The sequence below is a fragment of the Bradyrhizobium sp. NBAIM08 genome, from assembly GCF_020193935.1.
Lineage (GTDB): Bacteria > Pseudomonadota > Alphaproteobacteria > Rhizobiales > Xanthobacteraceae > Bradyrhizobium > Bradyrhizobium yuanmingense.
Genome location: NZ_JADYVR010000005.1, coordinates 52130 through 69454, shown reverse-complemented (window position 1 = coordinate 69454; position 17325 = coordinate 52130). Strand labels below are relative to the sequence as shown.

Sequence of the window (17325 nt, the reverse complement as noted above, 5' to 3'; positions counted from 1 at the left end):
TGGCGCGGGAGCGCGAGACCTAGAACCCGAATTTCGCCCAAATCGCCCGCGTCTCGACCGCCGAGATCAGCTCGTCCGGCAGCCCGGCCATTGATTCCAGGGCCGAAAGCTGCCCCGCGCCGGGCGATTTCCGGCCCAGAAGGCCGGAGAGCAGCCCGGTCGGCTGCGCGATCACGGGGGTGAGAACCTTCTCACCATAGCGGGCACGAAGAGTTGAGCGGAGATCGCCGATGCTGTCGGCGAGCCCCAGCGCGATCGCGCTGTCCCCCGCCCAGTATTCGCCCGTGAACAGCGTGTCGTCCGCTCCCTTCAGCCGGGCGCCGCGGCTTTCCTTGACCAGCGCGATGAAGATCTGGTGGATCTCGCGCTGGATCGCCTTCAGCCTCATGACGTCGTCAGGGTTTTCCGGAAGAAACGGGTCGAGCATCGCCTTGTGCTCGCCCGAGGTGTAGAGGCGCCGCTCGATGCCGAGCCGCCTGATCGCCTCCTGAAAACCGAAACTGCCGCCGACCACGCCGATCGAGCCGAGGATCGAGGAGGGATCGCAGATGATCTCGTTGCCCGCGCAGGCGATCATGTAACCACCGGAGGCCGCAACGTCCTCGACGAACACGAGCACCGGCAGCTTCTTCTCCGCGGCGAGCTGCTTGATGCGCAAGTAGATCTGGCGCGACTGCACCGGCGAACCGCCGGGCGAGTTGATCACCAGCGCCACGGCCTTGGCGTGCCGATAGGAAAACGCGCGCTCGAGCACCCGCGCGACGCCGGCAAGCGTCAGGCCCGGACGCAGCGGCGTCACCGCACCGATCACACCGGACAGCCGCACCACCGGCACGACCGCCGTGCCGGGACGAAAGCGCGCCGGCAGATATTGCATGAGCTTGTCGGCCAGGCCGGAACTCTCACGATCGTTCAATTGTTCGGCCATGGCCTTACCTCTGATTAACCATTTCTTATCACGCGAGTGTCATTGAAAGTGCCAGGAACGTGTTTTGCAGAATCCGCGTTGGGAAGCTGCAATAGGCAGCGGAAGGAAACGCCATGAAGATCTATCTGCTGTTGCTGTTGATCGGTGCGCTTTTCACGGCGCTTCACTTTACGTCGCCGCAAGAGCAACAGACGGAATCGCTTCCGCAATAAGCCGTCACGGCCTCGCCAGCGGCAACGCCGCCCTCCCCTCCAGAATATCCTTCACCTCTTTCTTCGGCACGTTTGACTCCTCGTTGAGCATGAGGCCCGGCAGCAATTGCGTCGGTGCCCGGCCGCCTTTGACTGCGCGCACCAGCACCCGGATGGCAGGCTTTCCCGCTTCGCCATGAACCGGCAGGATCGCGAGGCTGCCGAAGCCGCGTGACAGCGCTGCCACGACGTCGCCAATTCCGTCCGCGCGCCAGATCAGGGTCAGCACGCCGCTCGATCGGAGAATGCGCCGGGCTGCATGCACCCACGCATGCAGTGTCTCCTCCCTCGCCACATGCGCGGTGTGGCGCGCCTGATCCGGCGAGCCGCGATGGCGTGCGGGATCGTTGAAGGGCGGGTTCATCAACACGGCGTCGGAACCGTCGGGCAGAAGTCCGTTCGCTGCAAACGCCTGCGCGTCGGCGGTGACGTCGAGCACGATGACCTCGGCAGGAATCGCGTTCGCGGCGGCGTTGGCCCGCGCGAGCTGCGCCAGTTCCGGATCGATCTCGACCAGGCTGAGCCTGATCCCCGCGACGCGCCGCGCCAGCGCAAGGCCCGCCGTGCCGACGCCGGCGCCAAGCTCGACCACGCGGTCACCCGCCTTAGCGTCGGTCGCTGCTGCCAGCAGGATGGCGTCGTGCCCGGCGCGGTGGCCTGACCGCTTCTGCATCAAGCGCAACTGCCCGCCGAGAAACGCGTCCTCGGTAATATCCGCGGCCTCAATCATCGCCGCGCAGTTCGTGGCTGAGGCCGGCCTCGGTGAGGAGCGCCCTGGCTTCCTCGGCGTCGTCCTCATGAACAAGGATCCGCCGCGGCAGAATGCCGAGAGACCCCTCGATGATGCTCATGTTCTGGTCCAGCACCAGATGATGGATGTTGGCGCCGTCGAGCAGCGCGCCAATCGCCGACACCAGCACCATATCGTTGGTCCGAACCAGTTCACGCAAAACGGAGGTCTCCTGCCTGAAAGTGGCTAACGCGGCAAATGTCAATGGTTCCGCGGCCCTTGCCGCATCCGCCGCCAGTTTCTATTGTATTTCCATCAGAATAGCCCTTCCGGGGCAAATATTGGAGACCGGCGTGGCCGTCATCGTACCTTTCGAAACCCCCGGCGCGTCGATCGAAGAGCTGGTTGCCCTTGTCGCTCCCGACATGGAGCGCGTCAATGCCACGATCCTGTCGCGGACCGGCTCCGACGTGACCATGATCCCTGAAGTGGCCAACCACTTGATCTCCTCGGGCGGCAAGCGCCTGCGCCCGATGCTGACGCTCGCCATGGCCAATCTCGCCGGCTACACCGGTGACGGCCACATCAAGTTGGCTGCCAGCGTCGAGTTCATGCACACCGCCACCCTGCTCCACGACGACGTGGTCGACGAGAGCGAGATGCGCCGCGGCAAGCTGTCGGCGCGCATGCTCTGGGGCAACGAGGCAAGCGTGCTGGTCGGCGACTTCCTGCTCGGCCAGGCCTTCCGCATGATGGTCGAGGTCGGCTCGCTGCGCGCGCTCGACATCCTCTCCGCGGCGGCCGCCACCATCGCCGAGGGCGAGGTGATGCAGCTCGCCGCCGCCAAGAACACCGCGACCACCGAGGACGAATATCTCGCCGTGATCCGCGGCAAGACCGCCGAATTGTTCGCCGCCGCCTGCGAGGTCGGCCCCGTGATCGCGAACCGCCCGAAGGCGGAGCAGACTGCCTGCCGCTCGGTCGGCATGAATCTCGGCATCGCCTTCCAGCTCGTCGACGACGTGCTCGACTATGGCGGCAAGAGCGCCAAGCTCGGCAAGAACACCGGCGACGATTTCCGCGAAGGCAAGATCACGCTGCCCGTCGTGCTCGCCTTCCGCCGCGGCAACGACACCGAGCGCGCCTTCTGGATCCGGGCGCTCGAGCGCGGCGAGATCGGCGATTCCGATCTCGATCACGCCATCGGCCTGATGAACAAGCACCGCGCGCTCGAGGACACGCTGATCCGCGCCCAGCACTACGGCGCCATGGCCGTGGATGCGCTGGCGCTGTTCCCGCCCTCGCCGATGAAGAACGCGCTGGAGCAGGTCGTGGCGTTCTGCTTGGCAAGGTCGCATTAGGCGACTGACGCTCACGCTTTGCGCGCTCCCCGCACCCGTCATTGCGAGCGTAGCGAAGCAATCCAGAATCCCGCCGCGGAAACAGTCTGGATTGCCTCGCTGCGCTCGCAATGACGGAGTACGCCGCGACGGCACCGCTCGCTCTCGTGTCCCGGACACGCTGCAGCGTGAAACGCTGCTGCGCAGAGCCGGACCCATGCGACATCCGCAATCGTGAGCAATATGGCCCTGGCTCTGCAGCGCACCGCTAGGAGGCGCTGCGCTGCGTCCGGGGCACGAGAGCGCGCTTCATCTCATCAGCAGAACCCAGCCTCACTCGCTCCACATGCCTCCCCGCGCAGTCACTTGCATTTTGCAAGTGACTGACCTACCTTGCCCGCATGCAACCCAAATCCCCTTCGATCCTGGAATGCCCGGTCGGCCGCGCGGTAGAGACGGTCGGCGAATGGTGGAGCATCCTAATTCTGCGCGATGCGTTTCAGGGTGCGACGAGGTTCGACGAGTTCTCGCAAAGCCTCGGCATTGCGCCGAACATCCTGTCGCGGCGGCTCTCGCATCTCACCGAAAGCGGCATGTTCGTGCGTCGCCGCTATCAGAAGCGCCCGCCGCGCTACGAATATGTGCTGACGGACAAGGCGCGGGATTTCTTCCCCGTGATCGCTACGCTGCTCGCCTGGGGCAACAAGCATCTGGCGCCGAAAGGCGAATCCATCCTGCTGGCGAACCGGAGCGACGTCCGCCCGCTCGAGCCGATTGTGGTCGATGCCGCCGACAAGCGCCCGATCACGCTCGCCAATGCGGTCGTCGTCGCAGGTCCCCGCGCCAGCCGCGGCATGCGCGCACGGCTTGCTGCGCTCAAGGCCATGAACCCGGCCGTCGCGCCGGCTGGAGACTGACATGCGTCGTATCGTCGTGACGGGAATGGGCGCGGTGTCGCCGCTTGGCTGCGGCGTCGAATTGACGTGGCGGCGGCTGCTCGCCGGGCAAAGCGGGCTGCGCCTGTTGCCGGAATGGGCAGAGGCGCTGCCCGCGCGCATTGCAGGCCTCGTGCCCGACAAGGCCGATGATGCCGAAGGCGGTTTCGATCCGGCGCAGGCTGCCGCGCCCAAGGATCAGCGCAAGATGGACCGCTTCATCCTGTTCGCGCTGCTCGCGACGGCAGAAGCCGTCGCGCAAGCCAAATGGACACCGCAGGATGCTGGCGCGCTCGAGCGCACCGCGACGATCATCGCCTCTGGCGTCGGCGGCTTTCCCGCCATGGCGGAGGCGGTGCGCATCACCGCGCAACGCGGCGCGCGCCGGCTGTCGCCGTTCACGATCCCCTCGTTCCTCGCCAATCTTGCCGCCGGCCACGTCTCGATCAAGTACGGCTACAAGGGCGCGCTGGGCGCGCCCGTCACGGCCTGCGCCGCCGGCGTGCAGGCGATCGGCGATGCCGCGCGCATGATCCGATCAGGCGAAGCTGACGTTGCGATCTGCGGCGGCGCGGAGGCCTGCATCGATATCGTCAGCCTCGGCGGCTTTGCGGCCGCTCGCGCGCTGTCGAGCGGCTTCAACGACGAGCCCGCGCGCGCCTCGCGTCCGTTCGATCGCAACCGCGACGGTTTCGTGATGGGCGAAGGCGCCGGCATCCTGGTGATCGAGGCGCTGGAGCATGCGCAGGCGCGCGGCGCGACGCCGATCGCCGAGATCGTCGGCTACGGCACGACCGCGGACGCCTATCACATGACCTCGGGGCCGCCGGATGGCGATGGTGCCCGCCGCGCCATGGAGATCGCGCTTCGGCAGGCCAAGCTTGCGCCCGCGGATGTGCAGCACCTGAACGCGCACGCGACCTCGACACCGGCCGGCGACGAAAGCGAGCTAGGCGCCATCGGCGCGCTGTTCGGCCGCAACCGCGGCATTGCCGTGAGCGCGACCAAATCGGCCACGGGTCACCTGCTCGGCGCCGCCGGCGGGCTGGAAGCGGTTTTCACCGTGCTCGCGTTGCGCGACCAGATCGCGCCGCCCACGCTCAATCTCGAAAACCCCGATGCGGGCGCCGAAGGCATCGATATCGTCGCAGGCAGCGCGCGGCCAATGCCGATGCAGCATGCCATCTCCAACGGGTTCGGCTTCGGCGGGGTCAATGCCAGCGTGATCTTGCGCCGGCTGGGCTAAGCAAGAGGTCTTGCAATCGCCGCCGGCTTCGCTACGAAAACGGCATGATCGAAACGAATTTCTGGCTGTTCCTGGCCGCAGCTCTCCTCATTGCCGCCGTTCCCGGCCCTAGCATTTTTTACGTCGCGGCGCGAACCTTGTCGGAGGGGCGTGGCAGCGGCTTCGCCTCGACCGCGGGCACGGCGCTGGGCGGATTGGTTCATGTGGTCGCGGGCAGCCTCGGCATCTCCGCCATCATCCTGGCCAGCGCGGAGCTGTTTGCCGCCGTGAAGTTCGTCGGCGCGCTCTATCTGGTCTGGCTCGGCATCAAGACGTTTCGCAGCGCCGGCAACAACCTGTCGCTCGGGAGCGAGCCGATCGGCGACAAGCGCGCGTTTCACGACGGCGTGCTGGTCGAAGCGCTCAATCCGAAGACCGCGGCATTCTTCCTCGCCTTCATTCCACAGTTTCTCGATCCGTCGGACTCGAACCCGACGCTGCAATTCATCCTGCTCGGTGCGATCTCCGTGGCCTTGAACACGCTCGCCGATGTCGTGGTGGTGCTGATGGCTTCCGCGACGCGCGCGCAGCTGACCGGACGGCCGCTTCTGATGCGTCGCCTCACGCAGGGCTCCGGCGTCTTCATCGCGGGCCTCGGCCTCTCGCTCGCCCTGGCGCGGCGGCCGGCCAATGGCTAGCGCCCCGCAAAGCCGCTTCTATGAATCGCACGGCCTGCGGCTGCACTACGCCGACTGGGGCAACGAGGGCGCACCCACCGCCATCCTGGTGCACGGCGGCCGCGATCATTGCCGCAGCTGGGATCACATCGCGCGCTCGCTGCAACCGCATTTTCACGTCGTCGCGCCCGACCTGCGTGGTCACGGCGATTCTGACTGGACGAGAGGCGGCAGCTACGCGCTGACAGAATACGTGTACGATCTCGCGCAGCTGGTTCGCACCTTAGCCACGCCTCAGGTCACCCTGATCGGCCATTCGATGGGGGGCATGGTGAGCCTGATCTTTTCGGGCGCATTCCCCGAACAGGTCACGAGGCTCGTCGTCCTCGACGGCGTGACCATGTTGCCGGACACACCGAAGCCGCCGGCGCATGAGCGCATCGGCAGATGGGTCGGCCAGCTCGACAAGCTCCACGACCGCACCCCGCGCCGCTATCCGAGCCTCGAGGACGCCGCCGCGCAGATGGTGCTTCACAACAAGCGCCTGTCACGGGACCTCGCGCTGCATCTCGCCAGGCATGGCACGCGGCAGAACGAGGACGGCAGCTACAGCTGGAAATTCGATCCCTATCAGCGCGCCTCCGCGCCACATCGGCTCTGGCCCGACGATCACATCGAGCTGTGGTCGCGGATCACGTGCCCGACGCTGCTGCTCAATGCCGGCGAAAGCTTTCTAGCGGGCGCTCGCTCCGCCGGCCTGGAGCGATACTTCCAGAACGCGCGCGTTAAGACTATTGCCGGGGCGGGACACTGGCTGCAGCACGACAAGCCGCAGGAGGTGTTGGGTGAGATCCGGCGGTTTCTCGAGCTCAACGAGGACGAAGGCTAGCTCAACGTGCCCGCATGCACCCACCAGCCGGGGTGATCGCGCCGGATCGTTTCGGCCGCGGCATGTGCCTCCTCAGATGCGCCGTAGATCGCAAAGCACGTCGCGCCCGAGCCGGACATGCGGGCGAGCTTGACGCCGGCGGAATCGCGCAAGGCGTCCAGCACCTCGCCGATCACAGGCTCGATCCGCAGCGCGGGCGCTTCGAGATCGTTGGCGACGGTCTCGAGAACCTCGACCCAATCGGAAATCGAGGCACCCTCCTCCGGCCAGGCCGGAGCGCGGATGACGTCGGTGACGCCGACCAGGAGCTCGCCGTTGCGCAAGCCCAGCGCCTGGAACACGTCCTTGGTGGCAACAGGCACGCGCGGATTGACCATGACGCAAGGCATGCTCGGCAGCGCGAGCGGCAGCAGCTGCTCGCCGACGCCGGTCATGTCGCAGGCGCGCGAGAGGAGGCACACCGGCACGTCGGCGCCGGTCGCGAGCGCGACCTTCTGAATGCGGGGATCATCGAGCGACAAATCGTTGAGACGCGCCAGGACCCGCAGCGCGGCCGCGGCATCCGCCGAGCCGCCGCCGATCCCGGCTGCAACGGGGAGCACCTTGTCGAGCGCGAAGGCGCCAAGCTGCAGGCCAGGGATCGCCTCGGCAAGGAGCTTGGCGGCCTTGAGCACGAGATTGTCGGCTGTGTCGCCGCAGGCGGCAGCCAGCGGCCCAGTCGTGGTGAGCTTCAGCTCCCCGCCCGGCTCCAAGGTGAGCCGGTCGGCGCAGTCGGCAAACGCGACCACGCTTTCGAGATCATGATAACCATCGGCACGACGGCCGACGACGCGAAGGCTCAAATTGACCTTCGCCCGTCCCTCTTCAATCAACGCCGACATTGGCGATCAGCCCCCAAGACTCACTTGTTTGCGCATGATCTGATCGGAAAACCGCTCCACACTTTTCCGGATCATGCGCCTAGCTTAGCCGCCCTTGCCGTCGTCCTTCTTCTTTTCGGCCTGCGCCGCAGAAGAGTTCGAATTGTCGTCGGGAAGGCCGTTGGCGATCTTGGCCTCGATCTTCGGCAGCTCTTCCGGCTCGGGCTTGAGATCGCGCGCATGCGACCACTGGAATTTTGCCTCCAGCGTGCGGCCGACGCGCCAATAGGCGTCGCCGAGGTGGTCGTTGATGGTCGGATCCTCGGGCTTGAGATCGATCGCGCGCTCGAGGTTCTTCACTGCCTCCTCGAAATTGCCGATGCGGTAATAGGCCCAGCCGAGGGAATCGACGATGTAGCCGTCGTCGGGACGCTGCTCGACGGCCCGCTTGATCATCTTCATGCCTTCGTCGAGATTCACGCCCTGGTCGATCCAGGAATAGCCGAGATAGTTGAGGACGTGCGGCTGATCGGGCTGCAGCTCCAGCGCCTTCTTCATGTCGGCCTCGGCCTTGGCCCATTGCTTGGAGCGCTCCTGGCAGATGCCGCGATAATAGTACCAGACGCTGTTGGCCTTGTCGTTGCCGGGCGGCAGCACCTCGATGCCTCGTGAATAGGTCGCGCCGCAATCGCCGAACCGCTTGCGGCCGCGCTCGATGTTGCCGAGCGCCATGATGGCTTCGAGGTCCTTGGGATCCTCCGAGGTGACGCCCTTGAGGATCTTGATCGCCTCGTCGGTGCGGTCGGCGGAATCGAGATCGATGGCGAGCTGAATTTGCGCGTTGCGCTTGAGCGGCGAGTTGGCGGGCACGCGCTCGTAGACCTTGATCGCCATCTTCGGCCGCTTGACTGATTCGTAGAGATCGGCGAGCGACAGCAGTGCCAGCGGATGCGTCGGCTGCAGGTAGAGCGAGAGCTGGAGATAGACCAGCGCCAGATCCTCGCCACCGCGGCGGGTCAGCGTCGCGCCGATGCCGTAGAGCGCTTCGGCGGCGCCGGCCTGCGCGGAATCGACCAGCGGCGGCATCTTCTTGCCGGCCTTGGTCTCGCGCAGGCCTTCCTGGATCAGCGGATGGCGCGCGAGCTTCTTGTCGAAGGCCTGATAGATGTTGGTAGCCGCGGCGGAATCCTTGTTGCGCGACAGCCAGCGCGCATAGGCCTCGGTCACGCGCAGCATGGAATCGTCGAGCTTGTAGGCGCGCTCGAAGCGCGTGCCGGCGTCCTTCTCCTTGCCGGAGAGCTCCAGGATCATGCCGGTGTGGAGATCCTTGAACAGCGGATACCATTCCGGACCTGTCAGCTTGTCGATGGTGGCGACACCACCCTTGGCATCGCCCGCACCATAGGCGGCCCAGCCCGACAGCAGCGTGGCGACGAGATCGGTGATCGGACCACGGATCGACTGGTTGATGTTGGTCTGCGCCGCGACGTACTTCTTCAGCTTGAGATCGTGCACGCCGACGACGAGACGGGCGACGCGGTTGGTCTTGTCGATGGTGAGGATGCGCTCGGCGAGCTTGACCGCCTCCTCGATGTCGCCGTCGGCGACCGACGAGATGAAGGCACGGTCGAGCAGCTCGTTGTTCTTGGGATCGGTGCGGAGCGCCGAACGGTAGAATGCGGCGGCCGAGGTCGCGTCGCGCTCAACGCTAGCATGGCGGGCGGCGAGATAGCTGCCGGCGCCGGTGAGCGACTTCAGATCGTTTCGCGTCGGAAATTGCGCCGCCGTGTTTTCCGGATGATCCGGCGTCTGCGCCAGGACCGCGCCGGGGACCGTCGCGATCGCGGTGCCCATGAGGGCGATGGCGGCAGCAGTCCAGCGGTTGAAACGATTTGAAAACATCAGGGCTCGCCTTGAGTTGGGTGGTGCCTGGGTTTGCAGCAGAAGACCGTATCGCAAGCGAACGCGGCCGGTGACATCCGGGCCCGGAACCGTCAGGCCGACAATGCCGCTTTTGGCGCTTCGCCGCAAGGATTCGGACCCGGGAAGATCCCCTCCGCACGCCCAAGCCGGCCCATTGAAACCGCGCCAGCGCCCCAAGACGCCGCCACTATGGCCTTATCGTGGCCGCGGCGGGTCGCCGCAGCCTCGTCCTCACGGGAACGTGCGCCTGGTCACCCGTGCGATGTCCTCACATCGCCTCGTAGTTCGGGCCGCCGCCGCCCTCCGGGGGAACCCAGGTGATGTTGCCGTTGGGATCCTTCACGTCGCAGGTCTTGCAGTGGACGCAGTTCTGGGCGTTGATCTGGAAGCGCGGACCGGAGCCCTCCTCGATCCATTCATAGACGCCAGCCGGGCAATAGCGGTTCGAGGGGCCGGCATAGACGTCGTGCTCGGACGTCTTCTGGAGGTTCATGTCCGTGACCTTCAGATGGATCGGCTGGTCCTCCTCGTGATTGGTGTTGGACAAAAACACCGAGGACAGCTTGTCGAACGTGATCTTGCCGTCGGGCTTCGGGTAGTTCCTGGGCGCGTGGCTCTTGGCCGAATCGAGCGTGGCGCGGTCGGGCTTGACGTGCGACTGCGTGCCAAACAGTGAGGCGCCGAACAGCGTATTGCACCACATGTCGAAGCCGCCCAGCGCGACGCCGAGCACGGTGCCGAACTTCGACCACAATGGCTTGACGTTGCGGACCAGGAACAGGTCCTTGCCGACCGATGAGGAACGCCAGGCGTTCTCGTATTCGACGAGCTCGTCATTGGCGCGGTCGGCGGCGAGCGCGGCCGCAACATGTTCGGCAGCCAGCATGCCGGTGCCCATCGCATTGTGCACGCCCTTGATGCGCGGCACGTTGACGAAGCCGGCCGCGCAGCCGATCAGCGCGCCGCCGGGGAAGCTCAGCTTCGGCACCGACTGATAGCCGCCCTCGGTGATCGCGCGCGCGCCGTAGGCGAGCCGCTTGGCGCCGTCGAAGGTGCCGCGGATCGAGGGATGGGTCTTGAAGCGCTGGAATTCGTCGAATGGGGACAGATAGGGATCGTCGTAGTTCAGATGCACGACGAAGCCGACGGCGACGAGATTGTCGTCGTAGTGATAAAGGAACGAGCCGCCACCGGTCTTGAGGTCAAGCGGCCAGCCGAATGAATGCTGGATCAAGCCCTTCTGGTGCTTGGCGGGATCGATCTGCCAGACCTCCTTGAGGCCGATGCCGAACTTCGGCGGCTCGCTCTTGGCGTCGAGCGCGAACTTGTTGATGAGCTGCTTGGTCAGGCTGCCGCGGGCGCCTTCGGCGAACAGCGTGTACTTGCCGAGCAATTCCATGCCGCGGGTGAAGGAATCCTTCGGCTTGCCGTCGCGGCCGATGCCCATGTCGCCGGTGGCGATGCCCTTGACCTTGCCCTCCTCGTCATAGAGCACCTCGGCCGCCGCAAAGCCCGGATAGATCTCGACGCCGAGCGCCTCGGCCTTGCGCGCCAGCCAGCGGCAGACATTGCCGAGCGAGCCGATGTAGCAGTGATGATTGTTCATCAGCGGCGGCATCATGAAATTCGGCAGCTTGATCGCGCCGCCGCCGGTCATCCAGTAGAAGCGGTCGTCCTTGACCTGCGTCTTCAGCGGGCAGTCGGCATCCTCGCGCCAGTCCGGGATCAGCTTGTCGAGGCCCGCGGGATCGATCACGGCGCCCGAGAGGATGTGCGCACCAACCTCGGAGCCCTTCTCCACCACGACGACGTTGAGCTCGGCGTTGAGCTGCTTGAGCCGGATCGCGGCCGACAGACCCGACGGGCCGGCGCCGACGATGACGACGTCGAATTCCATGGATTCGCGCGGGGGAAGTTCTTCGGTGCTCATCTGATCTCAGCCCTTGAGACGGTCCTTGGTCGTTTGCGCCCTCTTGTTTCCGATTTTTCCGGGTAGGACAACCTCGGAATCGCGTTCCGCGGGATGCAAGGCCGCCCAAACGGGACCACCCCCGGTTCTGGTACGCCAGAACCGGGAGGTCCCGATCATTTCTTAACGCGTTTTCTTCACGCGAACCGGTGTCCACCTCGCTTGAAAACGCTATGCTATAAAAGTCATTCTTTCCCATGATCCCCGAACCCGCACCCACCGTCCGAGAGCTGCTCGCCTTCTATCTGGAGGCCGGTGTCGACTGCGCGCTCGCGGAGGAACCGATAGACCGCCTGGCGGAAATCGATGCGCCGCCACCCAGCCCGCGCGCGGCCCCGCCAGCCGAAGCGCCGCGGCCGGTCGCCGCGCCCGCGGTCATGCGCGGCGAAGCCGTGCCTGCACCGGACGTCGCCATCGCCTCGGCACGCGAGGCTGCACGCACCGCGCCGACCCTGGAGGCGCTGCGCGAGCTGATGCAGAATTTCGAGGGCTGCGCGTTGAAGCACACCGCGACGCGGCTGGTGTTTGCCGATGGCAACCCGCAGGCGCGCATCATGTTCGTCGGCGAGGCGCCGGGCCGCGACGAGGACATCGAGGGACTGCCTTTCGTCGGGCGCAGCGGCAAGCTGCTCGATCTGATGATCGGAGCCATCGGCCTCAACCGCACCACCGCCTACATCGCCAACGTCATTCCCTGGCGGCCGCCCGGCAACCGCACGCCGACGCCGCAGGAGACGCAAATCTGCCTGCCTTTCATCCAGCGCCAGATCGAGCTGGTGAACCCCGACGTGCTGGTGACGCTCGGCAATCCCTCGACGCAGACGCTGCTGTCGACGCGCGAAGGCATCATGCGCACGCGCGGGCGCTGGTTCGACTACGACACCGGCCAGCGCGTGATCCGCGCGCTGCCGACGTTTCACCCGGCCTACCTCTTGCGCTCGCCGGCCTACAAGCGGCTGGCCTGGCAGGATCTGCGGGCGATTGCGAAGGCGCTGGCGCAGGGCGCCGTGTAACGACGCCCACGCCGTCATTCCGGGGCTCGCGAAGCGAGAGCCCGGAATCCATCGAGCGGCAGAGTTGGTGGATGAATGGATTCCGGGCTCGCGGCTTCGCCGCGCCCCGGAATGACACCGACCTACGTCCCCTTCGGCCGCACGATGGCCCAGCCGATGCGCAACAGCTGCTGGCGGCCGGTCACCAGCCATTCGAAGGCGCGCGGGACTTCCGGCACGATGCCGGGAAAGCGCTTGAGGATCTCCGGCGGCGGCGTGCCCGCGGTATCGGAGGCGCGCCAGACCACGACGCCGCCGGTCTCGCTGAACTTGGTCTGGCTCATCCACGGCGTCCGCGCGGGGGCGGCGTCGATGAACAAATGCGGCCGGCCGGAATGCAGCGCGATCAGGCTCGCGAGCTGGGTCTCGCCGGCGACGGCGCGCAGGCGATGGTTGGTGCGGCGGGCGAAGCTCTCGTCGAAGAAGTCCGAGATCGCGCGCGCCGGCATCGAGGTCGCAATTTCGCTAGTGCCCGTCCAGGGCAGGAACAGGACGGCAAGCACCACGCCGGCGGCGGGCGCGGCAACGGCGGCGGCCCAGACCATGCGGAGCATGCGCGCGCGGCGCATCGCGATGAGATCGCCGGCCGCGACGACCACGGTAAGCCCCGACATGATCAACACGACGCCGGGGCCGCCGACGACGGAATCGAGCCCCAGCAGGCCGGAGATCAGCACTGCGCCGAGCGGCAGAGCGAACGCGAAGAAATAGACGAAGTTGCGCGCGAGCGGCTCGACCGGCGGGCGGTAGATGATCGGTGGCTCCTCGCCCTTGCCGGCGAACATTCCGGTGTTGAGAAAGGTCAGCGCCGGGATCGCCGCCGCCCCCAGCACGAGGCCACCGAGCAGCCAGGCCGCATGCAGCGCGCGGGCGTTGAGCTCGGCGACTGGCGGCAAGTCCGGCAGCGCCAGCGTCTCGGCCCGCATCAGAAAGACCGCATAGGGCAGCGCCAGCACGGCGACGACGATCAGCGCGAACAGCGGATCGAGCCCGCGCAGCGTCCGGCGGCCGCCGGCGGTCGTAACCGCGAAGACGACGATCAGCAGCAGCAGGAAGATCGCGGCGGGCGTCGTCAGCAGCAGGAGGCCGGCTTCGATCGACCAGGCGAACCAGGCATTGCCGCGGCGCTGGCCGATGATCTGCCAGGAGTGCAGCAGCAAGAGCGCCCAGAGCGGCCGCGCCAGGATCAGCGGGCCGAAGTCCAGCGCCGAGGAGGAGAAGGCCAGCACCGTCATGGTGAGGAGCACGGCAAGCACCGCCTGCTGCGAGCCGACCACGGCACGGGAGAGATGATAGAGCGCGATGAAGGTCGCGATCTCGCAGAGCTGGGCGAGCACATAGACGCCGAGCATGTGGCCGCCGGCGGCGCGATAGGCGATGTCGGCGAGCCAGATGGCAAGCGGCGGGCCGAGATCGGTGCCGACCTGGTATTCCCTGCCGAAGGCCAGAAGGGTCGCGAGAGTGCCGGGCGGGCTGCGGTAGAACACCAGCGCCACGAACAGCCACATCGCGGCCTGCAGCAGCACCGCAATCCAAACGATCAGCCGCGGCCGGGCGCGAATGAGCTCGATGACCAGGGAGGTAAACCGCATGCAACGTCCGAAGGTGCAGCCAACCCGTCCAGCCGGCCCTATTCGCTCACGTCTGTTTTGATAAAGGGCGTCACGGGTTGTGGCAACCGCCGCAGTTCGTCATGCCCGGGCTTGTCCCGGGCATCCACGTTCTTCGTGCCGCTGGTAAGACGTGGGTGGCCGGGTCAAGCCCGGCCATGACGGATGGGAAAGCTGTAGGAGGATCGCTAGAGATTTACGGAAGCGTCGATCTCGACGCTCGCCTCCACCTGCACCTCGACCTCGGTCACCGAGAACAGGTCGTGCACCGGCTCGACGGTCCAGGGCATGTGCTTGGCGCGGGCGGCGGCGACGGGAGCGAAGAAGCTGCGGTGGTGGATGGAAGGGCCGAGGCGATCAAGCGCGTCGAGATGCTCTGGCACGGCGTAGCCCTTGTGCTGCTCGAAGCCGTAGCCCGGGCAGTCCTGCGCCAGCGCGCACATCAGCCGGTCCCGGGTGACCTTGGCGACGATGGAGGCCGCGGCGATCGACAGCACGATACCGTCGCCGCCGATCACGGCCTCGCAGTCGCATGCGGTGTCGAGCCGGTCGCGGCCGTCGACGAAGACGTGCCTGGGCGCCTCGGGCAGGGCCACCACGGCGCGCTTCAGCGCCCACAGCGAGGCGCGCAGGATGTTGTCGCGGTCGATTCGCGCCGGCGAGGCGACGGCGACCGAGACCTGCGCGGTGGCGCAGATCTTGTCGAACAGCTTTTCGCGCTCCTCAGCGGTCAGGCGCTTGGAATCGTCGATGCCGCGCGGAATGCGGTCGGGATCGAGAATCACAGCGGCGGCCACCACGGGACCTGCGAGCGGGCCGCGGCCGGCCTCGTCACAGCCCGCGACCGGCCAGACGCCGCGCTTGATCAGCGCGCGCTCGCGGCGGAAGCTCGGAGGAGCAACGGCAATGATGCCTTTCCTACCGGCAGGAACCTTCGCAGCATCGGCCGCAGATATCTTTGCCGCCTTGGCGGGCACAGCCTTCGGCGCGGCCTTTTTCTTCGGCGCGGCTTTGGCTGGGGTCTTGGCGGAGGGGTCCCGAATCATGGCCGGGATCGTGCGCCAGGGGGCTTCGCCAGCGCAACCGGGAACCCAGGATATTCCCGTTATTCAGGCCGCCCGCCCTACTCCGCCAGATGCACCCGCCGGTCCTCGCCCACCTCGATGCCGGGTGCGACCACGACTTCCCAGACATGTGCATCGGGATCGGCAAAATACCCGCAATAGCCGCCGTAATCGGTCGCGTGCGCCGCCTTCAGCAAGGTGGCCCCCTTCTCGACGGCGAATGCCAGCACCTCGTCGACCTCCTCGCGGGTCACGCAATTCCAGGCAAGCGTCATGCCGCGAAAGGTCGTGGGCCTCGGCTGGTCCTCCAAGGACGCGTCCGCCGCGAGCCGATCCCAGTGATAAAGCGCTAGCACCGGACCGCCGGTGTCGTAGAACGCAACCGCCTCGCCGGTCTCCTTCAGCCGGCGCGAGAAACCGAGCGCGTCGTAGAAGGCGATGCTGGCGCGGATGTCGTTCACACCGAGCGTGATGACGGTCAGCCGCGGCACCGGCACGGTGAGTTCCTTGAGCATGCGACACCTCTTGCACGTGTCCGCTCAAAACAGGCTGAGCTGATCACCGTTCCGCTTCGGCCGCGCAAAGTGATCAATGGTCAGCTTGGAGCGCCGCTTGTTGAGGCCGAGTCGCTCGCAGGCGATCTCGAAGCGGCGGCCGATGGTCCAGGCCATCGGTCCGGTGCCCTTCATCCGCTCGCCCCATTTGGCGTCGTAGTCGCGCCCGCCGCGCATGTCTCGGATCAGGGTGAAGACGTGGCGATAGCGGTCCGGATAGTTCGCCATCAGCCATTCGCGGAAGAGATCGCGCACCTCCAGCGGCAGCCGCAGCAGCACATAGGCGGCTTCCTTGACCCCGGCATGGGCGGCGGCATCGAGGATGCGCTCGATCTCGGAATCGTTCAGTGCGGGGATCACGGGCGCGACCATTACCGTGGTGGGAATGCCGGCGTCCGAGAGCTGCTTCAGCGCCTCCAGCCGTTTCGGCGGCGTCGCGGCCCGCGGCTCCATGGTGCGCGCCAGCTTCGGATCGAGCGAGGTGACCGAGATCGCGACCTTGGTGAGGTTGCGCTTGGCCATCCGCTGGAGAATGTCGATGTCGCGCAGCACCAGCGCCGACTTGGTGACGATGCCGACGGGATGCCCTGCGCGCTCCAGCACTTCCAAAATGCCGCGCATGATTTTGCGCTCGCGCTCGATCGGCTGGTAGGGATCGGTGTTGGTGCCGATCGCGATCATCCGCGGCTCGTAGCCGGGAGCCGCAAGCTCCTTCTCGAGCAGCGAAGGCGCCTCGGGCTTCACGAACAGTTTTGACTCGAAGTCGAGCCCCGGCGACAGGCCGAGATAGGCGTGGGTCGGCCGCGCGAAGCAATAGACGCAGCCGTGCTCGCAGCCGCGATAGGGATTGATCGAGCGGTCGAAACCGATGTCGGGGGAATCGTTGCGGGTGATCACCTTGCGTGAGGTGTCGATGGCGACACTCGTCTTGAACGGCGGCAGCTCGTCGAGGCTCTGCCAGCCGTCGTCGAAAGCGACGCGCGCCTCGGCCTCGTAACGGCCGCTGGCGTTGGACTGCGCGCCCCGCCCTCGCCGTCGCGCGCGGTCGATGGCGACGCCAAGCTCGGGGAAATCTGAAGGCGCACCCGCCGGCTCGGAGGGCGCCGTGACCGGCGGGTGCTTGAGAGCATGAGAGGATGCTGGACTCATGCAGCCAAGATAGCACGACATAGGAACAAATCAAGAACACAAACCAAAAACGTGAAAACAACCCCATGCACAGTAGAGCTGCCTAAACTTCGCGCGCCTGCCTTTGACCTCACGCAACACGGCCGTCACGACCATCCCGTTTCATGCCCGACGGATCGATCGCCCCGGA

The 17325-nt window shown here is 66.3% G+C and carries 16 protein-coding genes; 6 read left to right on the top strand and 10 right to left on the bottom strand.

What is annotated here, in order from left to right; genetic code table 11:
* Nucleotides 1-19: 19 nt before the first annotated feature.
* The 3 genes from I6F37_RS18285 to I6F37_RS18275 form a co-directional block, all read right to left on the bottom strand.
* On the bottom strand, nucleotides 20-928 hold the full coding sequence (locus I6F37_RS18285) for a S49 family peptidase (protein ID WP_036006373.1): 909 nt from the start codon (nucleotides 926-928) through the stop codon (nucleotides 20-22).
* A 216-nt stretch (nucleotides 929-1144) separates the two neighbouring features.
* Nucleotides 1145-1909, bottom strand: a complete 765-nt coding sequence (locus I6F37_RS18280) for a tRNA1(Val) (adenine(37)-N6)-methyltransferase (protein ID WP_036006371.1) — start codon at nucleotides 1907-1909, stop codon at nucleotides 1145-1147.
* Nucleotides 1902-2129 carry a DUF2007 domain-containing protein gene (locus tag I6F37_RS18275; RefSeq protein WP_008562067.1) on the bottom strand — a complete coding sequence of 76 codons (228 nt, stop codon included), beginning with the start codon at nucleotides 2127-2129 and terminating at the stop codon, nucleotides 1902-1904. Before I6F37_RS18275 ends, I6F37_RS18280 begins: the two co-directional genes overlap by 8 nt.
* 133 nt (nucleotides 2130-2262) lie before the next feature.
* Between I6F37_RS18275 and I6F37_RS18270 the strand changes: the two genes are divergently transcribed.
* The 5 genes from I6F37_RS18270 to I6F37_RS18250 all read left to right on the top strand — a co-directional run bounded on the left by I6F37_RS18270 (nucleotide 2263) and on the right by I6F37_RS18250 (nucleotide 6975).
* The gene (locus I6F37_RS18270; protein ID WP_036024923.1) at nucleotides 2263-3270 is read left to right on the top strand and encodes a polyprenyl synthetase family protein; all 1008 of its coding nucleotides are present in this window, start codon (nucleotides 2263-2265) and stop codon (nucleotides 3268-3270) included.
* Nucleotides 3271-3650: 380 nt separating this feature from the next.
* Nucleotides 3651-4166, top strand: a complete 516-nt coding sequence (locus I6F37_RS18265; RefSeq protein WP_036024902.1) for a helix-turn-helix domain-containing protein — start codon at nucleotides 3651-3653, stop codon at nucleotides 4164-4166.
* Nucleotide 4167: 1 nt separating this feature from the next.
* Entirely contained in the window at nucleotides 4168-5430 is a 1263-nt protein-coding gene (fabF, locus tag I6F37_RS18260; RefSeq protein WP_036024901.1) for a beta-ketoacyl-ACP synthase II, read from the top strand.
* A 44-nt stretch (nucleotides 5431-5474) separates the two neighbouring features.
* Nucleotides 5475-6107, top strand: a complete 633-nt coding sequence (locus I6F37_RS18255; RefSeq protein ID WP_036024900.1) for a LysE family translocator — start codon at nucleotides 5475-5477, stop codon at nucleotides 6105-6107.
* A complete protein-coding gene (locus I6F37_RS18250) occupies nucleotides 6100-6975 on the top strand; it encodes an alpha/beta fold hydrolase (RefSeq protein WP_036024898.1) in 876 nt (291 codons plus the stop codon). Before I6F37_RS18255 ends, I6F37_RS18250 begins: the two co-directional genes overlap by 8 nt.
* Here the strand turns inward: I6F37_RS18250 and I6F37_RS18245 are convergent.
* From I6F37_RS18245 to I6F37_RS18235, 3 genes are all read right to left on the bottom strand, one after another.
* Nucleotides 6972-7856, bottom strand: a complete 885-nt coding sequence (locus I6F37_RS18245) for a 4-(cytidine 5'-diphospho)-2-C-methyl-D-erythritol kinase (RefSeq protein ID WP_036024896.1) — start codon at nucleotides 7854-7856, stop codon at nucleotides 6972-6974. The genes I6F37_RS18250 and I6F37_RS18245 overlap by 4 nt on opposite strands.
* Nucleotides 7857-7940: 84 nt before the next feature.
* Nucleotides 7941-9737 carry a tetratricopeptide repeat protein gene (locus I6F37_RS18240; protein WP_036024894.1) on the bottom strand — a complete coding sequence of 599 codons (1797 nt, stop codon included), beginning with the start codon at nucleotides 9735-9737 and terminating at the stop codon, nucleotides 7941-7943.
* A gap of 289 nt (nucleotides 9738-10026) precedes the next feature.
* A complete protein-coding gene (locus I6F37_RS18235) occupies nucleotides 10027-11688 on the bottom strand; it encodes an electron transfer flavoprotein-ubiquinone oxidoreductase (protein WP_036024892.1) in 1662 nt (553 codons plus the stop codon).
* A 236-nt stretch (nucleotides 11689-11924) separates the two neighbouring features.
* Here I6F37_RS18235 and I6F37_RS18230 point away from each other — a divergent pair, with 236 nt between their 5' ends.
* Nucleotides 11925-12740 (top strand): uracil-DNA glycosylase family protein, encoded by an 816-nt coding sequence (locus tag I6F37_RS18230; protein WP_036024890.1) that lies wholly within the window; start codon nucleotides 11925-11927, stop codon nucleotides 12738-12740.
* 122 nt (nucleotides 12741-12862) lie between these two features.
* Here the strand turns inward: I6F37_RS18230 and I6F37_RS18225 are convergent, their stop codons facing one another.
* The 4 genes from I6F37_RS18225 to I6F37_RS18210 form a co-directional block, all read right to left on the bottom strand.
* Nucleotides 12863-14371: a glycosyltransferase family 39 protein gene (locus I6F37_RS18225; RefSeq protein ID WP_036024888.1), complete on the bottom strand. Its 1509-nt coding sequence runs from the start codon at nucleotides 14369-14371 to the stop codon at nucleotides 12863-12865.
* A 206-nt stretch (nucleotides 14372-14577) separates the two neighbouring features.
* On the bottom strand, nucleotides 14578-15435 hold the full coding sequence (locus tag I6F37_RS18220; RefSeq protein WP_036024886.1) for a ribonuclease HII: 858 nt from the start codon (nucleotides 15433-15435) through the stop codon (nucleotides 14578-14580).
* 77 nt (nucleotides 15436-15512) lie between these two features.
* Nucleotides 15513-15968 (bottom strand): VOC family protein, encoded by a 456-nt coding sequence (locus I6F37_RS18215; protein WP_036024884.1) that lies wholly within the window; start codon nucleotides 15966-15968, stop codon nucleotides 15513-15515.
* Between the two features lie 24 nt (nucleotides 15969-15992).
* Nucleotides 15993-17156, bottom strand: coding sequence for a PA0069 family radical SAM protein (locus tag I6F37_RS18210; protein ID WP_074448128.1), 1164 nt, complete (start codon nucleotides 17154-17156; stop codon nucleotides 15993-15995).
* Nucleotides 17157-17325 lie beyond the last annotated feature (169 nt).

Coding starts and splice junctions, on each gene's coding strand:
- I6F37_RS18285 (WP_036006373.1), bottom strand. CDS start 928: ATGGCCGAACAATTGAACGATCGTGAGAGTTCCGGCCTGGCCGACAAG.
- I6F37_RS18280 (WP_036006371.1), bottom strand. CDS start 1,909: ATGATTGAGGCCGCGGATATTACCGAGGACGCGTTTCTCGGCGGGCAG.
- I6F37_RS18265 (WP_036024902.1), top strand. CDS start 3,651: ATGCAACCCAAATCCCCTTCGATCCTGGAATGCCCGGTCGGCCGCGCG.
- fabF (WP_036024901.1), top strand. CDS start 4,168: ATGCGTCGTATCGTCGTGACGGGAATGGGCGCGGTGTCGCCGCTTGGC.
- I6F37_RS18255 (WP_036024900.1), top strand. CDS start 5,475: ATGATCGAAACGAATTTCTGGCTGTTCCTGGCCGCAGCTCTCCTCATT.
- I6F37_RS18250 (WP_036024898.1), top strand. CDS start 6,100: ATGGCTAGCGCCCCGCAAAGCCGCTTCTATGAATCGCACGGCCTGCGG.
- I6F37_RS18245 (WP_036024896.1), bottom strand. CDS start 7,856: ATGTCGGCGTTGATTGAAGAGGGACGGGCGAAGGTCAATTTGAGCCTT.
- I6F37_RS18240 (WP_036024894.1), bottom strand. CDS start 9,737: ATGTTTTCAAATCGTTTCAACCGCTGGACTGCTGCCGCCATCGCCCTC.
- I6F37_RS18235 (WP_036024892.1), bottom strand. CDS start 11,688: ATGAGCACCGAAGAACTTCCCCCGCGCGAATCCATGGAATTCGACGTC.
- I6F37_RS18230 (WP_036024890.1), top strand. CDS start 11,925: ATGATCCCCGAACCCGCACCCACCGTCCGAGAGCTGCTCGCCTTCTAT.
- I6F37_RS18225 (WP_036024888.1), bottom strand. CDS start 14,371: ATGCGGTTTACCTCCCTGGTCATCGAGCTCATTCGCGCCCGGCCGCGG.
- I6F37_RS18220 (WP_036024886.1), bottom strand. CDS start 15,435: ATGATTCGGGACCCCTCCGCCAAGACCCCAGCCAAAGCCGCGCCGAAG.
- I6F37_RS18215 (WP_036024884.1), bottom strand. CDS start 15,968: ATGCTCAAGGAACTCACCGTGCCGGTGCCGCGGCTGACCGTCATCACG.
- I6F37_RS18210 (WP_074448128.1), bottom strand. CDS start 17,156: ATGAGTCCAGCATCCTCTCATGCTCTCAAGCACCCGCCGGTCACGGCG.